24 protein-coding genes are annotated in these 25,965 nt (G+C 69.9%); 11 read left to right on the top strand and 13 right to left on the bottom strand.

All coding sequences use genetic code 11. The features are described from left to right. Nucleotides 1–150: 150 nt before the first annotated feature. Entirely contained in the window at nucleotides 151–459 is a 309-nt protein-coding gene (locus ACWEKR_RS20175; RefSeq protein ID WP_236567094.1) for a hypothetical protein, read from the bottom strand. Further along, entirely contained in the window at nucleotides 456–686 is a 231-nt protein-coding gene (locus tag ACWEKR_RS20180) for a hypothetical protein (protein WP_452355772.1), read from the bottom strand. The genes ACWEKR_RS20175 and ACWEKR_RS20180 overlap by 4 nt, the downstream gene beginning before the upstream one ends. 113 nt (nucleotides 687–799) lie before the next feature. On the opposite strand from ACWEKR_RS20180, the gene ligD reads away from it, so the two are divergent. Both ligD and ACWEKR_RS20190 read left to right on the top strand, forming a co-directional pair. Further along, nucleotides 800–1,768 (top strand): non-homologous end-joining DNA ligase, encoded by a 969-nt coding sequence (ligD, locus tag ACWEKR_RS20185; RefSeq protein ID WP_452355773.1) that lies wholly within the window; start codon nucleotides 800–802, stop codon nucleotides 1,766–1,768. Between the two features lie 110 nt (nucleotides 1,769–1,878). Beyond that, the gene (locus tag ACWEKR_RS20190) at nucleotides 1,879–2,829 is read left to right on the top strand and encodes a D-isomer specific 2-hydroxyacid dehydrogenase family protein (RefSeq protein WP_452355774.1); all 951 of its coding nucleotides are present in this window, start codon (nucleotides 1,879–1,881) and stop codon (nucleotides 2,827–2,829) included. A gap of 169 nt (nucleotides 2,830–2,998) precedes the next feature. On the opposite strand, the gene ACWEKR_RS20195 is transcribed toward ACWEKR_RS20190, so the two are convergent. Next, nucleotides 2,999–3,580, bottom strand: coding sequence for a GrpB family protein (locus ACWEKR_RS20195; RefSeq protein ID WP_452355775.1), 582 nt, complete (start codon nucleotides 3,578–3,580; stop codon nucleotides 2,999–3,001). 84 nt (nucleotides 3,581–3,664) lie between these two features. Between ACWEKR_RS20195 and ACWEKR_RS20200 the strand changes: the two genes are divergently transcribed. The 6 genes from ACWEKR_RS20200 to ACWEKR_RS20225 all read left to right on the top strand — a co-directional run bounded on the left by ACWEKR_RS20200 (nucleotide 3,665) and on the right by ACWEKR_RS20225 (nucleotide 10,015). Beyond that, complete coding sequence (locus ACWEKR_RS20200) at nucleotides 3,665–4,651, top strand: alpha/beta hydrolase (protein ID WP_452355776.1); 987 nt, start codon at nucleotides 3,665–3,667, stop codon at nucleotides 4,649–4,651. A 1-nt stretch (nucleotide 4,652) separates the two neighbouring features. Continuing rightward, on the top strand, nucleotides 4,653–5,555 hold the full coding sequence (locus ACWEKR_RS20205; RefSeq protein ID WP_452355777.1) for an SDR family NAD(P)-dependent oxidoreductase: 903 nt from the start codon (nucleotides 4,653–4,655) through the stop codon (nucleotides 5,553–5,555). Between the two features lie 10 nt (nucleotides 5,556–5,565). Then, on the top strand, nucleotides 5,566–6,486 hold the full coding sequence (locus ACWEKR_RS20210) for a ferritin-like domain-containing protein (RefSeq protein WP_195087287.1): 921 nt from the start codon (nucleotides 5,566–5,568) through the stop codon (nucleotides 6,484–6,486). Between the two features lie 11 nt (nucleotides 6,487–6,497). Then, the gene (locus tag ACWEKR_RS20215; RefSeq protein WP_452355778.1) at nucleotides 6,498–8,003 is read left to right on the top strand and encodes a flavin-containing monooxygenase; all 1,506 of its coding nucleotides are present in this window, start codon (nucleotides 6,498–6,500) and stop codon (nucleotides 8,001–8,003) included. 95 nt (nucleotides 8,004–8,098) lie between these two features. Then, nucleotides 8,099–8,881 carry a MerR family transcriptional regulator gene (locus tag ACWEKR_RS20220; protein WP_452355779.1) on the top strand — a complete coding sequence of 261 codons (783 nt, stop codon included), beginning with the start codon at nucleotides 8,099–8,101 and terminating at the stop codon, nucleotides 8,879–8,881. Nucleotides 8,882–8,920: 39 nt separating this feature from the next. Further along, nucleotides 8,921–10,015, top strand: a complete 1,095-nt coding sequence (locus ACWEKR_RS20225) for a methyltransferase (protein ID WP_452355780.1) — start codon at nucleotides 8,921–8,923, stop codon at nucleotides 10,013–10,015. A 45-nt stretch (nucleotides 10,016–10,060) separates the two neighbouring features. Here the strand turns inward: ACWEKR_RS20225 and ACWEKR_RS20230 are convergent, their stop codons facing one another. Then, nucleotides 10,061–10,411: a hypothetical protein gene (locus ACWEKR_RS20230; protein ID WP_452355781.1), complete on the bottom strand. Its 351-nt coding sequence runs from the start codon at nucleotides 10,409–10,411 to the stop codon at nucleotides 10,061–10,063. 268 nt (nucleotides 10,412–10,679) lie between these two features. On the opposite strand from ACWEKR_RS20230, the gene ACWEKR_RS20235 reads away from it, so the two are divergent. The 3 genes from ACWEKR_RS20235 (at nucleotide 10,680) to ACWEKR_RS20245 (ending at nucleotide 13,144) form a co-directional block, all read left to right on the top strand. Beyond that, complete coding sequence (locus tag ACWEKR_RS20235) at nucleotides 10,680–11,384, top strand: ESX secretion-associated protein EspG (protein WP_452355782.1); 705 nt, start codon at nucleotides 10,680–10,682, stop codon at nucleotides 11,382–11,384. A 93-nt stretch (nucleotides 11,385–11,477) separates the two neighbouring features. Continuing rightward, on the top strand, nucleotides 11,478–11,852 hold the full coding sequence (locus tag ACWEKR_RS20240) for a hypothetical protein (protein WP_195087136.1): 375 nt from the start codon (nucleotides 11,478–11,480) through the stop codon (nucleotides 11,850–11,852). Then, nucleotides 11,849–13,144: a hypothetical protein gene (locus tag ACWEKR_RS20245; RefSeq protein WP_452355783.1), complete on the top strand. Its 1,296-nt coding sequence runs from the start codon at nucleotides 11,849–11,851 to the stop codon at nucleotides 13,142–13,144. The genes ACWEKR_RS20240 and ACWEKR_RS20245 overlap by 4 nt, the downstream gene beginning before the upstream one ends. A 145-nt stretch (nucleotides 13,145–13,289) precedes the next feature. Here the strand turns inward: ACWEKR_RS20245 and proB are convergent, their stop codons facing one another. The 9 genes from proB to ACWEKR_RS20290 all read right to left on the bottom strand — a co-directional run bounded on the left by proB (nucleotide 13,290) and on the right by ACWEKR_RS20290 (nucleotide 25,803). After that, entirely contained in the window at nucleotides 13,290–14,432 is a 1,143-nt protein-coding gene (gene proB / locus ACWEKR_RS20250) for a glutamate 5-kinase (protein WP_452355784.1), read from the bottom strand. Nucleotides 14,433–14,490: 58 nt separating this feature from the next. Beyond that, the gene (gene obgE / locus ACWEKR_RS20255; protein WP_195087140.1) at nucleotides 14,491–15,945 is read right to left on the bottom strand and encodes a GTPase ObgE; all 1,455 of its coding nucleotides are present in this window, start codon (nucleotides 15,943–15,945) and stop codon (nucleotides 14,491–14,493) included. 122 nt (nucleotides 15,946–16,067) lie between these two features. Then, nucleotides 16,068–16,334, bottom strand: a complete 267-nt coding sequence (gene rpmA, locus ACWEKR_RS20260) for a 50S ribosomal protein L27 (RefSeq protein ID WP_040775807.1) — start codon at nucleotides 16,332–16,334, stop codon at nucleotides 16,068–16,070. Nucleotides 16,335–16,356: 22 nt separating this feature from the next. Continuing rightward, entirely contained in the window at nucleotides 16,357–16,668 is a 312-nt protein-coding gene (gene rplU, locus ACWEKR_RS20265) for a 50S ribosomal protein L21 (RefSeq protein WP_039796660.1), read from the bottom strand. Between the two features lie 332 nt (nucleotides 16,669–17,000). Then, nucleotides 17,001–20,123 carry a translation initiation factor IF-2 N-terminal domain-containing protein gene (locus ACWEKR_RS20270; RefSeq protein ID WP_452355785.1) on the bottom strand — a complete coding sequence of 1,041 codons (3,123 nt, stop codon included), beginning with the start codon at nucleotides 20,121–20,123 and terminating at the stop codon, nucleotides 17,001–17,003. A 470-nt stretch (nucleotides 20,124–20,593) separates the two neighbouring features. After that, nucleotides 20,594–21,010, bottom strand: coding sequence for a nucleoside-diphosphate kinase (gene ndk, locus ACWEKR_RS20275; protein ID WP_043688631.1), 417 nt, complete (start codon nucleotides 21,008–21,010; stop codon nucleotides 20,594–20,596). 119 nt (nucleotides 21,011–21,129) lie between these two features. Then, nucleotides 21,130–21,546 carry a DUF4233 domain-containing protein gene (locus tag ACWEKR_RS20280; RefSeq protein ID WP_452355786.1) on the bottom strand — a complete coding sequence of 139 codons (417 nt, stop codon included), beginning with the start codon at nucleotides 21,544–21,546 and terminating at the stop codon, nucleotides 21,130–21,132. A gap of 115 nt (nucleotides 21,547–21,661) precedes the next feature. Continuing rightward, nucleotides 21,662–23,047: a bifunctional tetrahydrofolate synthase/dihydrofolate synthase gene (folC, locus tag ACWEKR_RS20285; RefSeq protein ID WP_452355840.1), complete on the bottom strand. Its 1,386-nt coding sequence runs from the start codon at nucleotides 23,045–23,047 to the stop codon at nucleotides 21,662–21,664. Between the two features lie 77 nt (nucleotides 23,048–23,124). Beyond that, on the bottom strand, nucleotides 23,125–25,803 hold the full coding sequence (locus tag ACWEKR_RS20290; protein WP_452355787.1) for a valine--tRNA ligase: 2,679 nt from the start codon (nucleotides 25,801–25,803) through the stop codon (nucleotides 23,125–23,127). Between the last annotated feature and the right edge of the window lie 162 nt (nucleotides 25,804–25,965).

Here is a 25,965-nt window from a genome sequence, read left to right on the forward strand (position 1 = left end):
GGAGGAATCCGACTCGTCGAGCGTTCACCGACGTTCGTTCCGCCCCCAGGCCCCGGGCGCGGGCGCCGCGTCCGGGACGAAGGAGCAAGCAGTGGCCGCGCACACGCGAGCCACAAGGGGGCCGCGAGCACGCAGCGCCGCAGGGCTGCACTAAAGACTGAGCGTCGCTCGCAGGCGCGCATCGAGGGATTCCGTCTCGGCCTGGGTGAGCACGCCGAGGTGTTCGGTGAGCCAGGGGCGGTAGGCGCGGTGCAGTTTCATGGTGTCGGCCCAGCCGTGCTCGGTGTGGGTGGCCAGCACGTGGCCGGGGTCGGCGTCGCGCAGCGGGACGACCTGCAGCCAGCGGGAGCGCGAGGTGATCACCGCCGAATCGGATACCAGCACGACCGTCATGCGTCGCGGGAAGGGTGTGCCGTCGCTGAGCGTCGGGGCGTAGCGCCAGACCTCGCCGCGTCTCATGCGGCGTCGTCTTCGGCGGCTTGGCCGAGGCGGAGGTCGTCGTAGGCGGCGGCCAGTTCGGCTTCCTCGTCGATGGTCAGCGCGGTCAGGCTCTCGTGCACGAGCGTGGTGCGCAGCGCGGCGTTGATCACCGCCGACAGGCTGCGGTTCTGGCGATCGGCGGCCTGCCTGGCCCACTCGGCCACCTGCGGATCCAACGTGACGGTCACGCGCGTCGCCCTGCTCATACGCGTATGCATACCAGAGCGATGCGCTACCGGGAACTCGTCCGGGGCATCGGAACCGGCGGACCGGAAGTTCGTGGCCGGATTTCCGTCGGCTCGCCCACTACAGTCGAGCCGTGGCCAGCAAATCCACCGGGTCGGCGATCGAGCTCGAGGTCGGCGACCATACGATCCGCGTCTCCAACCCGGACCGCGTCTACTTCCCCGAGTCCGGCGCGACCAAGCTCGATCTGGTGCAGTACTACCTGAGCGTCGGGGACGGCATCGTCAACGCGCTGCGCGATCGGCCCTGCATGCTGCACCGGTTTCCCAAAGGACTCGCGGGCGGCAAGGTGCATCAGAAGCGGCTTCCCGCGGGCGCGCCGGACTGGATTCCGACTGTGCGCGTGTACTTCCCACGCTACGGCAGGCACGCCGACGAGTTGTGCGTCGAGAAACTCGCCGACGTCATCTGGGCGGTGCAGATGTCGACGGTCGAGTTCCATCCGTGGAATTCGCGCGCCGCCGACACCGAGCGTCCCGACGAGTGGCGCATCGACCTCGATCCGATGCCGGACTGCCCGTGGTCGCGCGTGCGGCGGGTCGCCGCGGTGGTGCGCGAAGTCCTCGACGAACTCGGCGCGGTGGGGTGGCCGAAGACCTCCGGCGGCAATGGTCTGCACGTGTACGTACGGATCGCGCCGCAATGGGGTTTCCAGGAGGTGCGCCGGGCGGCGCTCGCGTTCGCACGCGAGGTCGAGCGCCGCGCGCCCGATGACGTGACCACCACCTGGTGGCGCCGCGACCGCGACCCGAAGCTGCTGTTCGTCGACTACAACCAGAACGCACGCGATCACACCATCGCCGCCGCCTACTCGGTGCGCGGCGTCCCCACCGCCACGGTCTCCACACCGGTACGCTGGGACGAGATTCCCGACATCGATCCGCGCGACTTCACCATGGCCTCCGTGCCCGCTCGCTTCGCCGAACTCGGCGATCTGCACGCGGGCATGGATGACGCGGTGTTCCACCTGGATCCTCTCCTGGAGTGGGCCGAGCGGGACAAGGTGGACGTGGAGCTCGACGAGGAGCGCGGCGAGGCCTAGCGCCGCGACGCACGGCCACCGGCGATCGGTCTGCGCACGCCCGGCGGTGCTACGGTCGCAACGTCCACCCGCTCGCGACCACGTCCTACTGCTCCGAAGGAGGTCCATCCATGAACCGACCGGCAGTGACGATCGCGATCGGCCCCACCGAGCCTGCGCCCACCCTGGTGGAGAAGGCCGTGGTGGAGGCGGGCGCCACCGTCGCCGATCTCGACGAGGCGCGCGGACTGATCTGGGTCGGCGGGGTCGACGAGTTCCCGGACGAACTGCCTGCCGGGGTGGAGTGGGTGCAGCTTTCGGCCGCCGGTATCGAGGACTGGTTCACCGCGGGTGTCATCGCCAGGCATCCCGCCGTGCGGTTCACTTCCGCCGCAGGGGCTTTCGCGGCGAGCGTCGCCGAGCACGCGCTCATGCTGCTGCTCGCGGGTGTCCGGTATCTGCCCGAGCACCTGCGCGCGTCGGACTGGCGGCAACAGGACTTCTTTCCGCACATCGGCTCGCTGCGCGGCAAGACGGTGACGATCGTCGGCGCGGGCGGCATCGGCCGCGCGCTGATCCCGATGCTGGTCCCGCTCGGCGCGCATATCATCGCGGTGAACCGCAGCGGGCGTCCGGTCACCGGCCCCGGTATTCCCTCGTCGGTCGAGACGGTCCCCGCCGAGCATCTCGGCCGGATCTGGCCGCACACCGATCACGTGGTGGTCGCCGCGCCCGCGACGCCCGCCACCAGGCATCTCATCGGCGCGGACGAACTGGCGCGACTGAAGCCGTCCTCGTGGATCGTCAACGTCGCGCGCGGCAGCCTCATCGATACCGACGCCCTGGTGGCCGCGCTGAGCTCCGGCGCGATCGGGGGCGCGGGCCTGGACGTCACCGATCCCGAGCCGCTCCCGGCGGGTCACCCGCTCTGGTCACTGCCGAATGCCATTGTCACTCCGCACGATTCGAATCCACCGCAGCTGCGGCTGGCGGCGTTCGCCGATCACGTCGAAGCGAACGTCGAGCGTTTCATCGCGGGCCGCCCGCTGCTCGCACCGATCGATCCCGCCCTCGGGTACTGAATCCGCCGGGCCACAATGAATTCGAGCCTTCCACCGGATCCACCAGCGCCGTGGTGCAGTGAGCGCGATCCCGCCCTCCTGCCGCTGCGCGAGCGTGCCCCCTAGTGCGAGTAAGCACTCCGCAATGTACTGCGTCGGTGGCGAAATCGGTGCCCCTACCTGGCCGACATCAGCCGGGCAGCGCTCGTCCGAGGATTTCCTCGATGACCGCGCTCTTGGCGTTGGCATAGTGCTGCACGGATTGCCAGTCGCGCTGCGCCAGTTCACGTTTGACCCGCTCGTAGTACACCCGGTCATCCTCGTGGGTGCGCAGCCAGTCGCGGAACGCCAGGATCCGCTCGATCTCCGGCGCGCCCGATTCCGGCGAGAGCACGTGCAGATTCACATCCCACGGCGCACCATCGCCCACCCGGCGAACCAGACAGCGATGCTGATACCAGCCCGGTTGCCGGACACGCAAGACATACCCGGCTGCCTCGAGAGCCGGTAGATAGGCAGCCTCATCGGCGGCCTCCGGGACCAACAGCAGAATGTCGATCAGCGCCTTGGCCGCGAGGCCGGGAACCGACGTGGACCCCGTGTGCTCGATCCGCAGGGCCACGTCGCCGAGCGCCGCACGTATCACGGTTTCTTCTTCGGCGTACCAGTTCGGCCACGCGGGGTTGCACTCCTCGACAACCACCCTGACCCCATAGGGCTGCGGTTCGCCGACTGTCGCCGCCGCGATCGCGTCGTCGTCCAACGTCGCCACACGACACAGTAACCCCGACGGGAATAAAAGCCTTCTCACAATGTGCCATTGACAACTGGCACATTCATGACTGATTCTTAGCGCATGACAAGGTCAACGAGGACCTCGGTCCCTCGCGTTCCGGCCGCGCCATCCACCCGCGCCACCGTGGCTGCGGCGGCCACCAGGCTCACGCTGCGTCCGCTGAACTGCGCGGTGCCGATGAACGCGCCGGGCGTCTGGTTCGCGCGCAAGCTCATCGCGACGCTGATGGCCGTAGGCGGTCCGGTTCCGCCCGGCACTTCGGTAACCCAGGTCCGATCGGGGGCGGTGCGCGGCGAATGGGTGCGGGCGGCGGGCGTGCCGTTCGGGGCGCGGGCCGTCTACTACATCCACGGCAGCGGGTACGTGATCTGCTCGGCTCGCACGCATCGCGCTCTCGCGGCCCGGCTGTCGGCGAAGACCGGGCTCCCGGTCTTCCTCACCGACTATCGCCTCGCGCCCGAACACCGGTTCCCGGCCGCGGCCGACGACGTCGAGGCGGGCTATCGATGGCTGCTCGGCCGGGGCATCGCCGCGGACGACCTGGTGATCGCCTGCGACTCCGCGGGCGGGCATCTCGCTCTCGATCTGCTCGTCGAGAACGGACGGCAGCGGCGCCCGCAACCCGCGGCCGTGGCGATGTTCTCCCCGCTGCTGGACCTGACCCTGGGCTTGGCGGCCGAGCGGGAACGCGTCCGGACCGATCCCCTGATCTCGGCGGCCGCCGCACGCAGGCTGCCCGCGGCCTACACCAGCGGCCGCCCGGCCGACGCGGCGCGCCTGCGGCTGGCCGTCCCGCCGGGTCTGCCGCTGCCGCCGATCCTGGTGCAGGTCGGCGGCACCGAGATGCTCGGCGCCGACGCGCAGGCACTGTGCGAGATGGTCCGGCGTGCCGGCGGCAGTTGCGAGCTCGAGATCTGGCCGGGGCAACTGCACGTTTTCCAAGCCCTTCCCCTGGTGGTGCCCGAGGCCGATCAGGCCCTCGCCCGTGCCGCCGACTTCCTGCGCGCGGCGCTGGTCGCTACCTCCGGCACGGAAAAGGTGAGCTGAGATGTTCGGATTGGACAAGCTGGCGGCCCTGGGCCGCACCCGCCGCACGCACGGCGCGCGAGCCGTGGTCACCGGCGCGGGCAGCGGCATCGGCCGCGCGTTCGCGCTGGAGATCGCGGCCCGTGGCGGCCGGGTGATCTGCGCCGACATCGATGAGGCGCGCGCCGACGAAACGGTCGCCCGCATCGAACACGACCACCCGGGGGCCGCCCACGCCTTCCGCTGCGACGTGGCGCAACGGGAGGACGTGGAGCTGCTCGCCCGCTTCGCCGAGACGCTGTTCGACCGCCCGGTCAGCCTGGTGATCAACAACGCGGGCGTCGGCATCGGCGGAAAACCCGTGGGGCGCATCGGCTTCGACGACTGGCAGTGGGCGCTGGGCATCAACCTGTGGGGCGTGGTGCACGGCTGTGAAGTCTTCGCCCCGCGCCTGCGCGCGGCAGGCCGCGGCGGGATCATCAACGTCGCCTCGGCCGCGGGATTCGCCGCCGCGCCGTCGATGGCCGCCTACAACGTGTCCAAGGCGGGCGTGCTGTCGCTGTCGGAGACCATGGCCGCCGAATTGAGCGGCACCGGCGTCGCGGTCACCGTGCTGTGCCCGACGTTCGTCCGCACGAACGTCGCCCGCGACGGCCGGATCACCGAGGGATCGGCGCAGCTGGCCGACTTCCTCATGCGCTGGACCGGCTTCTCCCCCGAGCGCGTCGCGCGCACAGCCCTCGACGCGCACGACCGCGGGCAACTCTACGTGCTCCCCCAACTGGACGCGCACGCCGTCTGGCTGCTCAAGCGGTGTTTCCCGGCGCAATACACCTTCGTCCTCGGGCTCCTGGAGCGGCTGCTGCCCCAGGACCACTCGACCGCCACCGACCGCACGCCGGTCACCGACAAGACAGGAGTCTGACATGGCCGCCATCGCGATGGACTTCGACGACATGCTCCGCAAGATCAAGGACCGCCAGTGGGCGCTGGCCGACATCGACTGGGACGCGCCCGGCGCGGAGACGATCACGCCCGAACTGCACGCCAAGCTCAAGCCGTTCATGGCCGATCTGATGTGGATCGAGAACGTCGGCGCGCGCGGCTTCGCGGCGATGGCGAAGAAGGCGCCGAACGAGACGTTGCGCGAGATCTACCGCTACTTCCACGCCGAGGAGCAGAAGCACGCCAACGCCGAGCTGGCGCTGATGCGCCGGTGGGGCATGCTCGACGGCGACGAGATCCCGCAGCCGAACGTGAACGTCAAGCTGGTGATCGACTTCCTGGACAAGTACTCCGACGACATGTCGCTGTCGTTCTTGGGCACCGTCATCCCGATGCTGGAGGTCGCGCTGGACGGCGCGCTGATCAAGTTCATCATGGACGAGATCGAGGATCCGGTCTGCCAGGAGGCGTTCAAGAAGATCAACTCCGACGAATCCCGGCACCTGGCGGTCGATTTCGCCGTGATGGATCTGCTCGGGCACGCCGAGATGCGCAAACTGCTCATCGACCTGGTCGGCGGCTGGGCCAAGCCGTCGCTGATCATCGGCGTGCTGAGTTATGTGCCGCTGCTGAACAAGATGCGCGACAACATCGTGGCGATGGGCGTGGACGAGGAGAAGCTCTACGGCGCACTGAAACGGTACGCGAACGTCGGCGAGCGCAGCGACTTCGCCCGCAGGCTGCCGATGTACCAGATCGTCAAGATGCACGGCAGCTGGGTGATCGACCGCGGCCACCCCTATCACCTGGTCGCCGACGCGCTGGTGAAGATCACCGGGCTGGTGCCGAAGGCGCTGCTGCGCAACAACCCGACCTGGTCGAAGGAACTGACCTACGAGCCCGCGGCATGACAGGGAACCCGATGAGCACGCACACCCTCGACGTCGCCGTCATCGGCGGCGGGTTCGCCGGTATCGGCACGGCCATCCGCCTGAAGCAGCGCGGAATCCACGACTTCGCGATCTTCGAGCGTGGCACCGCGATCGGCGGCACCTGGCGCGACAACACCTATCCCGGTGCGGCGTGCGACATTCCGTCGCGGCTGTACTCCTACAGTTTCGCGCCGAACCCGAACTGGTCGCGCACCTATTCCGGCAGCAACGAGATCCTCGGTTACATCGAGGCGATGGCCGCGGAGTTCCGGCTCGGTCCGCACATCCGGTTCGGGCACAACATTTCCGGCATCGCGTTCGACGAGCAGGCCGGGGTCTGGGAGATTTCGGTCGAGGGTCACGCGGAGCCGATCCACGCCCGGGCCGTCGTGCTGGCATCCGGGCCGCTGGCCAACGCGAGCTTCCCCGATATCCGCGGGATCGAGACCTACCGTGGCCACAAGATCCACAGCGCCCGGTGGGATCACGAGTACGACTTCACCGGCAAGCGCGTGGCGGTCGTCGGCACCGGGGCCAGCGCGGTCCAGATCATTCCGGAACTGGTCGACAAGGCCGCCTCGGTGAAGGTGTTCCAACGCACGCCCGGCTGGGTGCTGCCACGGGTCGACCGGCGGACCAACGGCCTGACCAAGGAGCTCTACCGCCGGGTGCCCGCCGCCGAACAGCTGGCCCGGCGCGCCTGGTTCTACGGCCACGAGTCGGTGGCGCTGGGCGTGGTCTGGAACACGCCGCTGACCAGGGTGGTCGAACTGGTCGGCAAGGCACAGCTGCGCAGGCAGGTCAAGGATCCGTGGCTGCGCCGCCAGCTCACCCCGGATTTCCGGGCCGGCTGCAAACGCCTGCTGATGACCGACGACTACTACCCCGCCCTGCAACGGGACAACTGCAAGCTGATCACCTGGCCGATCGCGCGGATCTCCGAGCACGGCATCCGCACCGCCGAAGGCATCGAGCACCAGGCGGATTGCATCGTCTTCGCGACCGGGTTCGACGTCTCCAAGACCGGGACACCCGTTCCGGTGATCGGGCGCGACGGCCGGAATCTCGCGGAGGAATGGTCGCGCGGGGCTTACGCGTACAAGAGCGTCGCGGTCTCCGGATATCCCAACCTGTTCCTCACCTTCGGACCCAATTCCGGCCCGGGGCACAACTCGGCGCTGGTTTACATGGAAGCCCAGATCGATTACCTTGTCGGCGCGATCGGCGTCATCCTGGACCGGGACCTGCGCATGCTGGACGTGCGACGGGATCGGCAGGACCGCTACAACGCCGCCATCCAGCGCAAGCTCTCCGCCACCACCTGGAACTCGGGGTGCCGCAGCTGGTATCTCACCGACGACGGCTTCAACGCGACCATGTACCCGGGTTTCGCCACGCAGTACGTCCATCAGCTGCGCGCGGTCGATCTCGACGACTACCTCGTCGTCGAACAGACCGCCGACCAGCGGCGACAGCGGGTGGCGCCGGTTTCCTAGGTGCCGAGGCGCCGGCGGCGCGGACGATAGACTCGGTCCGCAGGGAGTTCCATCAGCGTGCCGCCGGTTCATCGGCGCCCTGGGCAGCGAGGGAGGTGAGGTCGACGCCGGAGTACCGGATCGATGACCTCGCGCGCGCCGCGGGCACCACCACCCGCAACGTGCGCGCCTACCAGGAACGTGGTCTGCTGCCGCCGCCGGTCGGCAAAGACGGCCGGGCCAGCATCTACGACGACGCGCACCTCGAGCGGCTGCGCCTGATCGACGCGCTGCTGCAGCGCGGTTTCACCACCGCGCACATCGCCGACTTCATCACCAGCTGGGAGACCGGCAAGGACCTCACCGAGGTGCTCGGCCTGCAACACGCCGTGACGGCGTCCTGGGCCAAGGACGAGACCTTCGAGGTGCCGCGCGAGCTGATCGGCACCATTCTCGGCGCCGACGCCGACGAGCTGGTCGACCGGCTGCGCGAGATGAAGCTGGTCCGGCTGGCGGGCGACACGGTGGTCTTCACCGAGACCCAGCTGCTCACCTCGTTCGCCGAGCTGCACGAGTACGGCCTCGAACTGCGCACGCTCATCGAGATCTACGCCAAGGTGGCCGACCGGATCGATGACATCACGCACATCATGATCACCGCCGCCAAACAGCACATCATCGACGAGCACGGCCCCGGCTGGATGCCCGACACCAGCGGCGAAATCGCCGAGACCACAACGATGCTGAACAAGATGCGGGAGCTGGCGGTAGCCTCGGTGCACGCCACGCTGGCCCGCTCGCTGGACGTCACGCTGCGCCGCGAACTCGGCGACTACCTCGCCACGGCGGCCGAGCGCGAGAAACAGCGCAGCGAATCCGGTCGCGACGTACCCTCCTAGACAAGCGCAGAGTGCCGACCTTCGACGGATGGAGTCGCTGTGGCGTCCGACCGACCGAGAATCCCTCCGCTGCCGCTGATCCGGGCCGTCGAGTCGGTGCGCGGCGCGTTGGCCGTCGCGTTCCGCAAACTGGTGCCGGGGCACGTCGCGCTGATGGAACTGATCGCGGCCGGATGGATCTCGCAAGCCATCCACGCCGCCGCGGCGCTCGGCGTGGCGGACGAACTCGCGGCGGGACCGCGATCCGGTGCGGACCTCGCGGCGGCGGTCGGCGCCGACGAGGGCGCGCTGCGACGATTGCTGCGGCTGCTGATCAGTTACGGCATCTTCACGCAACGGCGCGACGGACGCTACGCGCTGACGCCGATGGCGCGAGCGCTGCGCAGCGACGTGGATGTGTCGCTGCGCGACGCGGTGCTGTTCTTCGGGTCGCCCGGGCACCGCAACCACTGGTCGCATCTGGTCGACGCCGTGCGCACCGGCGAACCGGTGGGCGAGAAACTCGAGGGGATGTCGTTCTTCGACTACGTCCGGCACGACCGCGAATTCGGCGACCTGTTCGACCGCGCGATGACCAGCATCGGCACCCTGGCGATGGAACCGTTGTTCGCGGCCTACGATTTCGGGCGCTACGAGACCCTGGTCGACTTGGGCGGAGGCGAGGGAACGTTGCTGGCCGAAATCCTGCGCCGCGCGCCGCGATCGCGCGGCATCCTGTTCGACCTGCCGGAGGTGGTGGCCTCGGCGTCCGCTCGACTCGCCGAACTCGGCCTCGCCGATCGCTGTGCGGTGCAGAGCGGGTCGTTCTTCGACCGTGTCCCCGGCGGAGGCGACGCCTACATCCTCAAGCACATCCTGCACGACTGGGCCGAAGCCGACGCGGGGCGCATCCTGCGCACCGTGCGTGCGGCCATGGCTCCCGAGGCTCGGCTGCTGATCGTCGAACTCGTCGTCCCGGAACACACCGCACCGCACCCGAGTAAGTTCATCGACCTGGAAATGCTGGTCAACGCGGGCGGCCGGGAACGCACCGAGGCCGAGTACCGCGAATTCCTCGCCCGGCACGGATTCACGCTCACGAAGATCGTGCCGACGGCTTCCCCGGACAACGTGCTCGAGGCCCGGCCGAGCTGACCTCCACGGATTCCGAAGCAGCCGATCGTGTTTCGTAGGGCAGCGTCACGAAGCCGCCGCGGGGACGAGGAACGCGAGAGTGGCGATGCCCACCGCGCCGTCGGCCACACAGGTGACGCGCATCGGTGTGCCGACCGGCGTCTGCCGCGATTCGAACCCGCTGTAGTAGCCGAACACCGGCCCCGACCGCTCCGACGGCAGGAAGAAGCCGAGACATTCCGCTTCCAGCACCGACGCCCCTTCACCGCTGTGGCACAGGGCGGCCGCGTCGGTGACACCGCGATCGACATAACACCCGGCCGGATCCGCGCCCGCGGGAGCGGATGCCCAGACGAGACCGCTTGCCAGGAACAGCAGAACGGTTCCCGCGCCTACTCGCCACGTCGTGGTGTGCACCGCAATCCCTCCTCGGCAGATCTCAGCCATACCCGGTTGTTGCCGTGCGGGGTTCTACCGCCCTCGCATCTCGAACCCTTTCGGATATTTCAGCAGAATCGGCGGGGAGGGTCGAGCGCGACACCGTCACGAACCGCCTTTTCCAGGCTGGATACGGGAAGCCCGCACGGTCACCCGAGCGTCGCCGTGCGGTACATCCGGACTCCCGGCGCCGGGACCGCTAGGCTACGAGCAGCATTGGCGGGTTCGGTGAGGATGTGATTCGGCCGTGGAATGGACCTTCACTCCGGACGAGTTCGCCCATATCTGGCGCGAAACGGATCTGGATCGGCACCCGTACCCGCTGCGCATCCTGGAGACGCCCCGTACCGAGGACGAGGCCGAGAAGTTGCGCATCGTCCTGGCCGAGCGGCTGCCGCTCCGCTCCGACCCCGACCTCTCGGCTTGCCTGCGTATTCTGGCCAAGCCGCACACCAGGATCGTGGCGATCGGCGGTACGCACCGGCCGGGCGGCGAACTGCGTCTGCTGGCCGCGGCCATCTACGACCGTGCCGTGCTCGCGGTGCAGGAACCCGGCACCAGCCCGGATTTCGGTGGAATCGTGCGTATTTCGATCGGGCACAGTGCCAAATTGGGCCGGCGGATCGCGGCGCTGCTGCCGAAGACTCCGGCGGGCCGCGAACCCGCGCGCGTCGCGCCGGGTGACGCGGTACGCGACCAGGAGACCGTGCCTGCGCGGCAACAGGCGGCGCCGCGAATCCGCAAGCTGCTGCTCGAACCGCACACCGCCGAGGGGCACATCAGAATCGAACCGCGGCTCGATCGTCCGACGCCGCCCCCGCCGATCCACTACACCTGGATCGATGTCCGCGAAGACGGGCGATATCTGATCAAAGCGGGCGACGAAGTGCGCATCGCACCTGCTTCCGTCGAGCAGATCGCCACCCAATTGCAGAAGCGCATACCGATATAGCCGTCTTTCGTGACCGCGGCCGCAGCCTATTGCTGCCCCGGCACCGGGCTTCCGGTTAGTCTGGGGCGGACCGACCGATCTCAGGGGTGAGCGATGACGATCGAGACCAGCCGAGCCGATATCGCCCGATTCAAGCAGGCCGCGCAGGCCGGAACCGTGCAGTTCGACCCGGCGGCGGCTCGGCAGTGCGCCGAAATGTACGACCGGCAGGCCGATCGGCTGCTCCACCTACAGCAGAGCCTCGAATCCGCGGCGGAACTCGGCGGATTCGGCGGATTCATCTCCGCGCAGCAGTTACAGGCCGGATTCGGCCACAAAGCGCGGGACGCGGCGGCGCTGCTCGACCACTACATCGAAGCGGCCTACCGCATGAAGGAAGCGTTCCTGATCAGCGGAGGACTGTTCGAAGAGGCCGACGCCGCGGGCGCCGCCGCCCTGCGCGCGGTCCGGACGAGGTTGCCCCGATGACCGGCACGGATCCCACTTACATCAGCTCGATGGAGCATTTCGAGTCCCTGCGGCACGAGGAGATCTACGCGAAAGCGCAGCAGATCGACGCCGCGCAGGTGCTGCGCGCCTCGACGATCTGGCTCGAGGCGGCAGGGGCGCTCACCACGTCGTTCCCGCTCACCCACGCCGGGGTGGACCGTGTGATGGACACGGCCGAATGGAAAGGCGCCGCCGCCGACGCCGCTCAGGCTTGCGCACGCAGTTTCGCGGCGTCGGCCGACGAACTGGCCGCGGTGCTGGGCCAAGTGGGCGCCCGGCTCGGTGGTGTCGCCGCGGCCGCCGAGGCGGTCAAACTCGCGGTGGTGCCGCCGGGTGCTTCCGGACCGGTGGGCGCGATCGCGCAACTGCTGGAGGCGGCGCACGTCATCGACGCGCAGATGGCGCAAGAAGCGCTGCGCCAGGAGGCCGTGCTCGCGATGAACATGGTCTACAAGCCCGCCTACTCCGCCGCGGGTAGCGCCGTGCCCGCGCTGCCCGAACCACCCGCGGTCGCCGCACCGGCCGCTCCGCCCTCGGTCTCCCCCGGCACGCCGCGATACTCGGCGCCGGAGCAGACGCCGCCGAACGGCCAATGGTCGCCGGACACAACGCAACCCGCGCCTCCCGCACCGGAATCGTCGGCGCCGTCCCACAATCCGGCGCCGCAGGTCCAGCCGAAACCGGATCCGCAGCGAACCCCTTCGGAGCCGCCCGCCCAGCAGGCTCCGCCACCGCAGCAGGCTCCGTCCGCTCAGGCGCCGCAGCCCACGCCGACGACGCCGTCACCTGAGCCGGCTCCGCCGACCCAGCAGGCACCGTCCACGCCCGCGCCGCCGCCCACCACACCGCCGAGTACGCCTTCGGCGCCGCAAGCCCCGGAACCGACGCAACCGCCGAGTTCGTCCGCACCGCCCCCGCCGCCGAGCCCGTCGCCGGTACCCCCTGCCCCGGCGCCGAGCCCATCCGCACCGCCCGCACCGCAGGTCCCGGAGCCGACGCAACCGCCGAGTTCGTCCGCACCGCCCCCGCCGCCGGTACCCCCTGCCCCGGCGCCACCGCCGAGCCCATCCGCACCGCCCGCGCCGCGCGTCCCGGAACCGACGCAACCGCCGAGTCCGCCCCCGCCGAGCCCGCAGCCCGCACCGTCTCCTGCGCCCGGCCCCGCGGTACCGATGCCCGACCCGAACGGCCAACCCGGAGTCACCGGGCCGGTGGATGGCAGCCAGCAGCAGATTCCGACGACCAATCAACCCGGCGTCGTGCCGTCCTGACAGCTCGCGGGGACACGGTCATCGCGTTGCGGGGCCGGAGCCGAATCCGGCCCCCAACACTTCACGATCAGTGGCGAACTGGACAGAGAAAGCTCGACAGCCGGTGTGCGCCGGTGCCCGGCCGCGGGTTCAGCACCAAGTGCGCTCAGACCTTCACCAGGTCGTCGGCGTGGATGACGGGCCGTTGCATGGTGTCGGGGAGTTCGGCGGTGGAACGGCCGAGCATGCCCGCCAGTTCGGTGCTGTCGTATTCGACGACGCCGCGCGCGACCACGCGGCTGTCGGGCGCGACCAGGTCGACCACGTCGCCGCCGTAGAAGCGGCCGCGGACGCCCACGATTCCGGCCGCGAGCAGCGACCGGCGCCGATGCGCCACCGCTTGGACGGCGCCGTCGTCGATGAGCAGCGCGCCCCGGCTGTCGGCGGCGTGCCGGACCCAGAACTTGCGGGCGGACAACCGCACCGGGCGCGCGGCGAACGCGGTGCCCACGGTGCCGGTGGTCAGTGCGGTGGCGGCCGACGAGGCGGCGGCGAGCAGGACCGGCACGCCGGCGTCCGCGGCCAGCCGCGCCGCCGACAGCTTGGACGCCATGCCGCCGGTGCCGAGCGCACCGCCACTGCCGGCGATCACGCCGTCCAGGTCGGCGCTGCTGCGCACTTCGGGGATCAGCGTGGCCGCTCCTTTGCGCGGGTCGCCGTCGTAGAGGCCGGCCACGTCCGACAGCAGCACGAGCGCGTCGGCGCCGACCAGGTGGGCGACCAGCGCGGCGAGCCGGTCGTTGTCGCCGAAGCGGATCTCCTCCGTCGCGACCGTGTCGTTCTCGTTCACCACGGCCACCGCACCGAGCGAGCGCAGACGGTCGAGAGTGCGTTGCGCATTGCGGTGGTGCTCGCGGCGCGCGAAGTCATCGGCGCTCAGCAGCACCTGCCCGACCGTGCGGTGGTAGCGGGCGAACGACGTGCCCCACGCGTGCGCGAGGGCGAGCTGCCCGACGCTCGCGGCGGCCTGCTTGGTGGCGAGGTCACGCGGACGGCTGGTCAAGCCGAGTGGCGCGATACCGGCGCCGATCGCACCGGAGGACACGACCACCACGTCGGATCCGGCGCGCATCCGCGTCTCCACCGCGTCCGCGAGCCGATCCAGCCGAGCGGTGTCCAGACCGCCCTTCAGACTGGTCAGCGCCGACGAACCGATCTTCACCACGACCCGGCGCGCTGCCGCGATCGCCAGCCGCGCCTCGCTCAGGCCGGAGGAATCCGCCTCGGCGCTGATAGACCTCACCTGCATCGCCACCGAACTCCCTGCAGCACAATCGAATCCACAGTAACCGGGACGAACGCCCCGTCTACTCCTCGTCTTCCCGTACCAGCCCGCGTCGCACCCGGGACGCGTGCTTGCGCTCGGCCGCGCTGACCCGGTCGGTCTGCTCCAGCCGGATGTCGGTGCCGCGCCCGGTGGGCACCATGTCGATGCCCGCCGAGATCTGCGGCTCCCAGTCGAACGTCACGTCGCCGATGGTCACCGGTGCGCCCGGTTCCGCGCCCTGCCGCACCAGCTCGTCTTCCACGCCCAGGCGGGCCAGACGATCGGCCAGATAGCCGACGGCTTCGTCGTTGTCGAATTGGGTTTGCCGCACCCAGCGCTCCGGCCGGGTACCGCGCACGATGAAGCCGCCCGGCTCCTCCGGGTCGGCGATGACGCTGAATCCGGTCTCGTCCACCGCGATCGGGCGGATGACCGGGCGCTTCGGCGCGGCCCGCGGGTGCTCCTCGCGGTACCGGCGCACCAGGTCGGCGAGAGCGAAGGTCAGCGGACGCAGACCCGCCCGGCTCACCGCCGAGATCTCGAACACCGGCCAGCCGCGCTCGGTGAACTCCGGAGTCACCATCTCGGCCAGTTCGGCCGCGTCGGGCACGTCGATCTTGTTCAAGATCACCACCCGGGGCCGGTCGGCCAGATCGCCGAGCCCGGCGTCCGCGCTCAGCGCGGGCTGATAGGCGGCGAGCTCGGCCTCGAGCGCATCGACGTCGGAGACGGGGTCGCGGCCCGGTTCCAACGTCGCGCAGTCCACCACGTGGGCGAGCACCGCGCAGCGCTCGAGGTGCCGCAGGAAGTCCAGACCCAGTCCGCGGCCCTCACTGGCACCGGGAATCAGCCCGGGCACATCGGCGACCGTGAAGGTGGTGTCGCCGCTGGCGACGACGCCGAGATTGGGCACCAGCGTGGTGAACGGGTAGTCGGCGATCTTCGGCTTGGCCGCCGACAGCACCGAGACCAGTGAGGACTTGCCCGCCGAAGGGAAGCCGACGAGCCCGACGTCGGCTACCGACTTCAGTTCCAGAACCAGGTCCAGTTCTTCGCCGTCCTCGCCGAGCAGCGCGAATCCCGGCGCCTTGCGGGCCTTCGACGCCAGCGCGGCATTGCCGAGCCCGCCCCGGCCGCCACGCGCGACGATGAAACGGTTGCCGGTACCGACCAGGTCGACGACCACTTTGCCGTCGTCGTCGAGCACAACGGTGCCGTCGGGCACCTTCAGCACCAGGTCGCCGCCCTGCTTGCCGTCCCGGTTACCGCCCTCGCCCGGTTTGCCGTTGCCCGCCTTCGCGTGCGGGTGGAAGTGGAAGTCGAGCAGGGTGTGCACATTGGAGTCGACCTCGAGGATCACGTCTCCGCCGTTGCCGCCGTTGCCGCCGTCCGGCCCGCCGAGCGGCTTGAACTTCTCGCGGTGCACCGAGGCGCAACCGTGGCCGCCTTTACCCGCACGCACATGCAGTACGACGCGGTCGATGAACTTGGACATACGCCGAATCATCCTCCTTCGGGACTGGTCGTACTGGGCGCCGGTCGTTCGAGAACACGAAAAACGGGCCAGGGTTCCGAGACCCTGACCCGCTCGCTGTAAATCCGGAAGTGGTTCGGCGGTCAGGCCTGAACCGGCTCCGGGACCACGATGTTGACGGTCTTGCGTCCACGCTTGGTGCCGAACTCCACCGCGCCCGCCGCCAGGGCGAACAGGGTGTCGTCACCGCCACGGCCGACGTTCACGCCGGGGTGGAAGTGGGTGCCGCGCTGACGCACCAGGATCTCGCCCGCCTTGACCGACTGGCCGCCGAAGCGCTTGACGCCGAGTCGCTGGGCGTTGGAATCACGTCCGTTCCGGGAGCTGGACGCGCCCTTCTTGTGTGCCATAGCTGGTTCTCCTCGGGATGTCTTACTTGATGCCGGTGACCTTGAGGACCGTCAGCGGCTGACGGTGACCCTGGCGCTTGTGGTAGCCGGTCTTGTTCTTGAACTTGTGGATGCGGATCTTCGGGCCCTTGGTCTGCTCGACCACCTCGGCGGCCACGGAGACCTTGGCCAGCTTGTCGGCATCGGTGGTCAGCTCCGCGCCATCGACGACGAGAACGGGATCCAGCGCCACGGCGGTGCCCGGCGCACCCTCGATCTTCTCGACCTTCACCAGGTCACCGACCGCGACCTTGTACTGCTTTCCGCCGGTCTTGACGATCGCGTACGTTGCCATCGGTCGGCTGCCCTTCTTCCTATAGTGCTCGGCACTTGCTCACGCGGCGACTCCTCCGGTCTGAAACCACCGGAAACCGCCACACGACTGGTCTGGTTAATCGCCACCGCCTCGGCATCTGGTGGCTCTCGGTATCGAACTGTCGAGAACCGGGCCACGGAGACAAAACATGTTGTCACCGGGCAGCGACTGTCCAAGATTACAGGACGGCCACCGCGACGACCAAACCGGCGTCCACGCCCACGCCGCGGTGATGCCACCGGTTCGCTGCCGGGACGCACATGGCCCCCACCGGAACGACCGGCAGGGGCCACGGAACGGGCGCGCAGAACTCAGTTCGACGCTTCGGGCGCACCGGCGGGGCGGCCGACCGACCGCCTGCGCGGCCGGTTGCGCTGCGGCAATTCGACCGGTTCCGGCTGGGAGAAGTCGACCGAGGGGGCGGGCGCCTGATCGCCGGTGGGCAGCACGAACACCGCTCCCGAACTGTCCGCCGCGGGCGCGGCGGCCGAACGGGCAACCCTTCGGCGACGAGCCGGACGGGCCGCGGATTCGGCGACACCGTTGGCGGCCGCGCCGTTCTCCGATGCCGGAACGGGCTCGGCAGCCGAGACGGGTTCGGCGACAGGCTCGGCGGCCGGAGCGGAATCCGCGACGAAGACAGGCTCCTCCGCCGGCACCGGCTCGACTTCCTCGATGACCTCGACCACTTCGGCGGGCTCGGTCTCCGGCTCCTCGGCGGGCACCGCCACCGCGGCTTCGACGGTCTCCGCGACCACCCGCTCCACGGCGGATTCGTCGGCGGCCGCGACCTGCGGCTCGACGGCGTCCTCGGCTTCGGGCTCCTCGGACTGGTGCGCCGCCATCGCCAGCGCCACCGGATGCGCCCGCTTGACCGCCGCCTCTTCCTCGGGGTGCTCGGGCGCGGGACCGGATCCGTTCGCCGGCTGGGCGGGCGCGGGCGCACCTTTGTCCCGGCCCCGCCGCCTGCGCGAACCGCTCTCGCGGGTGCGCCCTGCGGTCTCTTCGCCGGAACCGGGCTCCACCGGGTAGGTGTGCACGAGGATGCCGCGGCCGTGGCAGTGCTCGCAGGTGGTGGAGAACGCCTCGACCAAGCCGGTGCCGAGCTTCTTGCGGGTCATCTGGACCAGCCCCAGCGAGGTGACCTCGGAGACCTGGTGGCGGGTGCGGTCCCGGCCCAGCGCCTCGGTCAGGCGGCGCAGCACCAGATCGCGATTGGACTCGAGCACCATGTCGATGAAGTCGACGACGATCATGCCGCCGATGTCGCGCAGCCGCATCTGGCGCACGATCTCCTCGGCCGCCTCCAGGTTGTTCCTGGTGACCGTCTCTTCCAGATTGCTGCCGCCGGAACCGGTGAACTTGCCGGTGTTCACGTCGATCACCGTCATGGCCTCGGTGCGGTCGATCACCAGGGTGCCGCCCGAGGGCAGCCACACCTTGCGATCCAGCGCCTTGGCCAGTTGCTCGTCGATCCGGTATGTCTCGAACACGTCGACGCCGTTGTTCTCGTGCCGGTCGACCCGGGCGAGCAGGTCCGGCGCGACGGTGCCGATGTACTTCTCGACCGTGCTCCAGGCCCGGTCACCCTCGATGACCAGCTTGGAGAAGTCCTCGTTGAACAGGTCGCGGATGACCTTGACCAGCAGGTCCGGCTCTTCGTAGAGCGTCTTGGGCGCGTTGTTGTCCTTGCCGGTCTGCTCCTGGATCGTGCGCCAGGTGGCCTGCAGCCGCTCCACGTCGCGGGCCAGCTCGGTCTCGCTGACGCCTTCGGAAGCGGTGCGGATGATCACACCGGCGTCGGCGGGCACGATGTCGCGCAGGATCTCCTTCAGCCGCTTGCGCTCGGTGTCGGGCAGCTTGCGGCTGATGCCGGTGGAGGTGCCGCCTGGCACGTACACCAGGAACCGACCGGCCAGGCTGATCTGCGTGGTCAACCGCGCGCCCTTGTGGCCGACCGGGTCCTTGCTCACCTGGACCAGCACCTGGTCGCCGGGCTTGAGCGCCTGCTCGATCTTGCGCTCTCTGCCGCCCAGACCGGCGGCCTCCCAGTTGACCTCACCGGCGTAGAGCACGCCGTTGCGGCCGCGGCCGATGTCGACGAACGCCGCTTCCATGCTGGGCAGCACGTTCTGCACCTTGCCCAGGTAGACGTTGCCCACCATGGACGCGGAGCCGGTGCTGGTCACGAAGTGCTCGACCAGCACGCTGTCCTCGAGCACGGCCACCTGCGTCGCGGTGGGGTGGTCCGGGAAGGACTTCTCGCGCACGACCATCACGCGGTCCACGGCCTCTCGCCGGGCCAGGAACTCCGACTCGGTGAGGATCGGCGGACGGCGGCGGCCTGCCTCGCGTCCGTCGCGACGGCGCTGCCGCTTGGCTTCCAGCCTGGTGGAGCCGGTGATGCCCTGGACCTCGTCGGACGCGGCGCGGCTGCGGGCCTTGTTGCGCGGCTCGCGCTCGTGCACGACCGTGTTCGGCGGATCGTCGTCGGCGGCCTCGTTCTCGCCGGAGTCACCGGCCACCTTGCGACGGCGACGGCGACGGCGGCGACGGCTCGAGCCTTCCGGCACGCCGTCCTCGTCCTCGCCCTCGCCGGTCTCCACGGACTCCGCCTCCGCGGGCTCGGTAGCCGCGGTGGCCGGCTCGTCCACGGTCTCGGTGTCGGTCTCGGTCTCGGTCTCGTCGTCGGCGTCCTCGCCCTCGGACTGCTGCTCACCCCGGCCACGGCCACGCCCCCGGCGGCCACGGCGCCTGCGCCGGGGCTGGCCGTCGGCGTCGCCCTGCTGGTCGGCGGACTCGCGCTCGTCCTCGGTGACCTCGGTCTCGTCCTCGTCGGGCTCGGGCGCCTGCTGCTCGGTGTGCCGGGCTTCTCGCTCGGCGCGCCGCTGTCTGCGCGCCTGCTCGGCGGCCGCGGCGTCCGGCGGAAGGAACAGCGGCGCCTGCACGACGGCGGCGGACTCGAACACCGCCGGGGCCCCCGGCTCGGCCTCTGGTCGCTCCAAGTGCGTGAACAGCTGCGTGTGGTGCCCCGTCGCGCCGGTGGACGGCTGCGAGGGGCTCGACACGTCCGGCGCGGAGAAGATGACGCCCGCACCGGTGAAGGAAGCGTCGGCCTTGGCTTCGCGCTGCGGTTCGGCCGGAGCGGCCGCGGGCTCGGCGGCCTGCGCCGGTGCGGGGCGCTCGGCCTGCTCCACGACGGGCTGTTCGGCGGCGTCGGCCTCGACCGTCACCAACGCGTCGCGCACCGACTCCGCGACGGCCCGGTCGACGTTCGACTGCGCGCTACGCGCGTCCGCCCCCATCTCGGTCAGCTTGGCCAGGACGCGCTTGCTGGTTACCCCCAGCAGCTTGGCGAGTGCGTGAACTCGGATTCGCTCCGGCAATTGTTCGGCATCCTGTGATGTTGTATCCAGCGGCTCTTGATCGGCCACGAAGTCTCCTCGGGCCCCCGGGCGCGTCCCTCCCGGCGGGAGTGACGCGGCCGACGCGGGGGCGCTGTCCGTTCGACTCGCACCCGGTGGGCACGAGATCAAGTGGTCTCGCCCCGCGTGCCCGGTTATCTCCTCGGTTGTTCGTCGTTCGGGCTAACTGGTCACGCGGCGCCTGGCTGTATGGCTGAACTCCGCGGTTCGAGCGCTCATCCAGCGTGCCTACACGGACAGCCGACCCGGTGACCAGGCCTTTTGTCCATGGCAGCGATGATCGGCATCGAGCCGTGGTGTCATCCGGCTGCGCTCGTCACGTCTCGTTCGCGCACCTGCACGAACAGTCGGCATCGAAAGCAGCCGATGCCAGTATCCCACACCCCGCGCCGGGCGTTCGCCATCGGCGCTCGACTCGGCCCGGCCCGCGGCGCGAACACCGGTGTCGCGGCGGCGCGGGCACGACGATCGAGACGTGGTCAGGCGGGCCGCTCGGGGAACCAGAGCGCGATCTCCCGCTTGGCCGATTCGGGCGAATCCGAGCCGTGGACCAGGTTCTCCTGGGTCTCCAGAGCGAAGTCTCCGCGAATGCTGCCCGGCACGGCCTTCTCCACCGGATCGGTGCCGCCGGCGATCTGGCGGAACGCGGCGATGGCGCGGGGGCCCTCCAGGATGGCCGCGACGACCGGGCCCGAGGTGATGAACTCGATCAGGGACCCGAAGAACGGCTTCTCGGCGTGCTCGGCGTAGTGGCCCTCGGCCAGTTCCTCCGACACGTGCTTCAGTTCGAGGGCGACGATCTTCAGGCCCTTGCGCTCGATTCGTGCCAGCACCTCGCCGACAAGGCCACGGGCCACACCGTCCGGCTTGATGAGTACCAACGTCTGCTCAGTCACGGCGAACAGCCTATCCGGCACACTTTCGGGCAGCGCAGCAGCGGTCCGGCTGATCGGCGGCGCGGCGCCGCCGCCCCCTCGGCAACACACCGGCAGCGTCCTCGCCTGCCGCCTTGCGGCTACGACCGCTGGATGCGCTGGCTGGGCAGCAGGCCCTTCTCCATCCGGCCGCGCACATCTGCGCGCAGCACCAGGATGAAGCCCCAGACCACGCCGAACACCACACCGATCACACCGATGGACAGATGGATGAACGCGCCGAGCAGGACGAGCACTTGCAGGGCGAGATTGAACGGCAATGCCCAGGACCGCCGCTGCACCCCGGCCCCGAGGAACATCACCACCGCGAGAACCACGAGATAGGTGCCCGACAACCAGGTCACCCCGCCCCCGACATCCGCCACCACCGGCAGGGCCAGCAGCACCACGATCGCCTCGAGCACCAGCGTCCCCGCCATCACCCCGCGGAAGCCCTTCCACGGGTCGGTCGCGGGGGCGGGCACCGCCTGCTCGTCTCGGTCGGCCGGTTCGCTCATGCTGCGCCCTCCTCGGCGTCCACCGGGCTCACGAAGCGTCCGGCGTTCCTGCGGTGGTTCTCGCCGGCCACGGGCCCGCCGTGGCCGGATAGGCCGCCGTCCGCGCATCCGGCGCTCACGCCGGGTCCTTTCCGAACAGCGCGCGGGCCGCGCCCGCCGTGACCACCGACCCCGTCACGATCACGCCGGCGCCGGAGACCATCTCGCCCGCTTCGCCCACCTCTTCGGCGATCGCGATCGCGGTCTCCAGCGCGTCGGGAAGGGTGGCGGCGGAGACCACGCGCTCGTCACCGAACCGCTGGACGGCGAGGTCGGCGAGCGTCTCCACGTCCAGCGCGCGGGGCGAACCGTTGCTGGTGACGACGATCTCGTCCAGCACCGGCTCCAGCGCGGTGAGGATGCCGTCGGCGTCCTTGTCACCGAGCACCGCGACCACTCCCACCAGTTTGCGGAAGTCGAACTCGTCGGTCAGCGTCGCGGCCAGCGCCTGCGCACCGGCCGGGTTGTGCGCGGCGTCGATGAAGATGGTGGGCGCGCTGCGCATCCGCTCCAGCCGTCCGGGGCTGGTGACGCTCGCGAAACCGGCGCGCACGGCGTCCACGTCGAGCTTGCGCTGCGCGCCCGCGCCGAAGAACGCCTCCACCGCCGCGAGCGCGAGCACCGCGTTGCGCGCTTGGTGCTCGCCGTGCAACGGCAGGAAGATCTCGTCGTACACCCCGCCGAGGCCCTGCAACTCGAGTTGCTGCCCGCCCACCGCGATCTGCCGGGCGAGCACGCGGAACTCCGAGCCCTCGCGCGCGACCGCGGCGTCCATCTCGACGGCGCGGCGCAGCAGCACCTCCATCGCCTCCGGTTCCTGCTGCGCGATCACCGCTACGTTGTCGCGCGGGACCAGGCCCTCCGGGGCGCGTTTGATGATCCCGGCCTTCTCGCCCGCGATCGAGGCGAGATCCGGGCCGAGGTATTCGGTGTGATCCAAGCCGATCGGCGTGATCACCGCGACCTGGCCGTCCACGACGTTCGTGGCGTCCCAGGTGCCGCCCAATCCCGTCTCGACGACGGCCACGTCGACCGGCGCCTCGGCGAAGGCGGCGAACGCCATGCCGGTGAGCACCTCGAACTTGCTCATCGCGGGACCGCCCGCGGCCGCCGACTGCTTGTCGATCATTTCGACGTACGGCAGCAGCTCGCGGTAGATCTCCACGTACCGCGCGGGCGTGATCGGCGCGTTGTCGATACTGATCCGCTCGGTGGCCAGTTGCAGATGCGGACTGGTGATCCGGCCGGTGCGCCGATGCAGCGCGGTGAGCAGGGCGTCGATCATCCTGGTCACCGAGGTCTTGCCGTTGGTGCCCGCGATGTGGATCGCCGGGTAGCTGTGCTGTGGTGAGCCCAGCAGATCCATCAGCGTGGCGATCCGGGTGAGCGAGGGCTCGATCTTGGTCTCCGGCCAGCGCCGGTCGAGTTCCGCCTCGACCAGCGCCATCTCGGCCAGCTCCACCGGAGAGGGACCGGAGCCGAGCCGCGCACCGCCGCCACGGCTCTCGTCGTCGCCGTATTGCGGTTCCGGCTCGTGGTTCACTTGCCGCTCAACTCCGCCAGTCGCGCCCCGATCCGCGCCACCTCGTCGGAGGCGATCTGCTGCCTGCCCCGGATCTTGTCGACCACGTGCTCGGGCGCCTTGGCCAGGAACGCCTCGTTGCCGAGCTTGGCGGCGGTGCCCTGGAGCTCCTTCTGCGCGGCGGCGAGGTCCTTCTCCAGCCTGCGGCGTTCCGCGTCCAGGTCGACCGCGCCCGAGGTGTCCAGCTCCACGGTGACCGTTCCGGCGCTCAGGCGGACCTCCACCGACGCGGTGGCGGCGAACTCGGGCCCGGGCTCGGTGAGCCGCGCCAGGTTCGCCACCGACGCCGCCTGCTCGCCGAGGCCGGCCGCGTCCAGGCCGATCAGCTTGGCCGCGACCTTCTGCTTGTCCGCCAGGCCTTGGTCGCTGCGGAACCGCCGGATCTCCGTGATCAACCGCTGCGTATCGGAGATACGTTGCGCGCCTTCCTGATCCGCGGGCACACCGGATGCCTGCGGCCACGGCGCGACCACCACCGACTCGCCGCCGGTCAGCGCCTGCCACAACGTCTCGGTGACGAACGGGATGACCGGATGCAGCAGGCGCAGCACGGCGTCGAGCACGGAGCCGAGCACGAGCTGGGTCGCCTCGGCGCGCGCGCCGTCGGCGGCGAACTGCACCTTGGCCAGTTCCAGGTACCAGTCGCACAGCTCGTCCCAGGCGAAGTGGTAGAGGGCCTCGCAGGCCTTGCCGAACTCGTAGGCGTCGAACGCGGCGTCGGCTTCGGCGCGCACCGCGTCCAGCCGGTCCAGGATCCATCGGTCGGCGTCGGTGAGCTGCGCGCGGTCGGGCAGGTCGCCCACCCGCGCGCCGTTCATCAGCGCGAATTTGGTCGCGTTGAACAGCTTGGTCACGAAGCTGCGTGCGGCGAGCACGTGCGGCTCGCCGACCGAGAGGTCGCCGCCCGGCTGCGCGCCGCGCGCGAGGGTGAACCGGGTGGCGTCGGAGCCGAAGGCGTTGATCCAATCCAGCGGGTCGATGCCGTTGCCGCGCGACTTGGACATCTTCTTGCCGAACTGGTCACGGATCAGGCCGTGCAGGAAGACGTCCTTGAACGGCACCTGGCGCTCGCCGCCCTTGCCTGCGGTCAGCGCGGCGTCCTCGGCGACGTAGGTGCCGAACATCATCATCCGCGCCACCCAGAAGAACAGGATGTCGTAGCCGGTGACGAGCACGCTGGTGGGATAGAACTTCTCGAGTTCGGCGGTGGCGTGCGGCCAGCCCATCGTGGAGAACGGCCACAGGCCGGAGGAGAACCAGGTGTCCAGCACATCCGGGTCCTGCACCCAGCCTTCGGGCGCCTGCTCGTCGGGCCCGACGCACACCACTTCACCCTCGGGTCCGTACCAGATCGGGATGCGGTGGCCCCACCACAGCTGGCGCGAGATGCACCAGTCGTGCATGTCGTCGACCCAGCCGAACCAGCGCGGCTCCTGGCTCTTGGGGTGGATCACGGTGTCGCCGTTGCGGACGGCGTCACCGGCGGCCTCGGCCAGCGACTCGACCTTCACCCACCACTGCATGGACAGCCGCGGCTCGATCGGCTCGCCGGTGCGCTCGGAGTGCCCGACACTGTGCAGGTAGGGACGCTTCTCGGCGACCACCCTGCCCTCGCGCGCGAGCCGCTCGCGCACCTTGACGCGCGCCTCGAAACGGTCCATGCCGTCGAATTCGGTTCCGGTGCCGGTGATCCGGCCACGCTCGTCCATGATGGTCGGCATCGGCAGCCCGTGCCGCAGACCCATCTCGAAGTCGTTGGGGTCGTGGGCCGGAGTGATCTTCACCGCGCCCGAGCCGAATTCGGGATCGACGTAGTCGTCGGCGATGATCGGGATCTGCCGCCCGGTGATCGGATGCTCCAGAGTGGTGCCGATCAAGGCCCGGTAACGCGGGTCCTCCGGATGCACCGCCACGGCCGTGTCGCCGAGCATGGTCTCCACCCGGGTGGTGGCGACCACGACGTGCGGTTCGTCGTCGGCGAGCGAGCCGTAGCGCAGCGAGACCAGCTCGCCTTCCACGTCCTCGTACTTCACCTCGATGTCGGAGATCGCGGTGCGCAGCTCCGGCGACCAGTTCACCAGCCGCTCGGCGCGGTAGATCAGGCCCGCGTCGTAGAGTCGCTTGAACATGGTCTGCACGGCGCGCGACAGACCCTCGTCCATGGTGAAGCGGTCCCGGCTCCAGTCGACACCGTCGCCGAGCGCGCGCATCTGCCATTGGATGGCGCCGCCGGATTCCCGCTTCCAGTCCCACACCTTCTGCACGAACAGTTCGCGGCCGAAGTCTTCCTTCGTCTTGCCGTCCACCGCCAGCTGCTTCTCCACCACGGTCTGGGTGGCGATACCCGCGTGGTCCATGCCGGGCAGCCAGAGCACCTCGTAGCCCTGCATGCGCTTGCGGCGCGAGAGCGTGTCCATCAAGGTGTGGTCGAGCGCGTGGCCCATGTGCAGCGTGCCGGTGACGTTGGGCGGCGGCAGCACGATCGAATAGGCCGGCTTGCCGCTGCCCGGATCGGCGGTGAAATAGCCCGCGGCTACCCAGCGCTCGTACATCTCGGCCTCCACCTCGCCGGGAGTCCAGCTCTTGGGGAGGGCATCGGCACGATTACGCGTGTTGTCAGGGGCTGCGCTGGTCACCCCGCGATTCTAGAGCCCGCCGATCCGCCCACCTCGGGTTGGTCGACCCCGGTCGCCTGCGGTCGGCGGATCCGCGGGCCGACACCGCGCGGGAATCGCGAGGAATACCCGCCCGCCGGGCACCGACGCGTACGCTATTTCGCGATGAAGACAAAAAGAGGC

The sequence above is a fragment of the Nocardia sp. NPDC004573 genome (assembly GCF_053602135.1).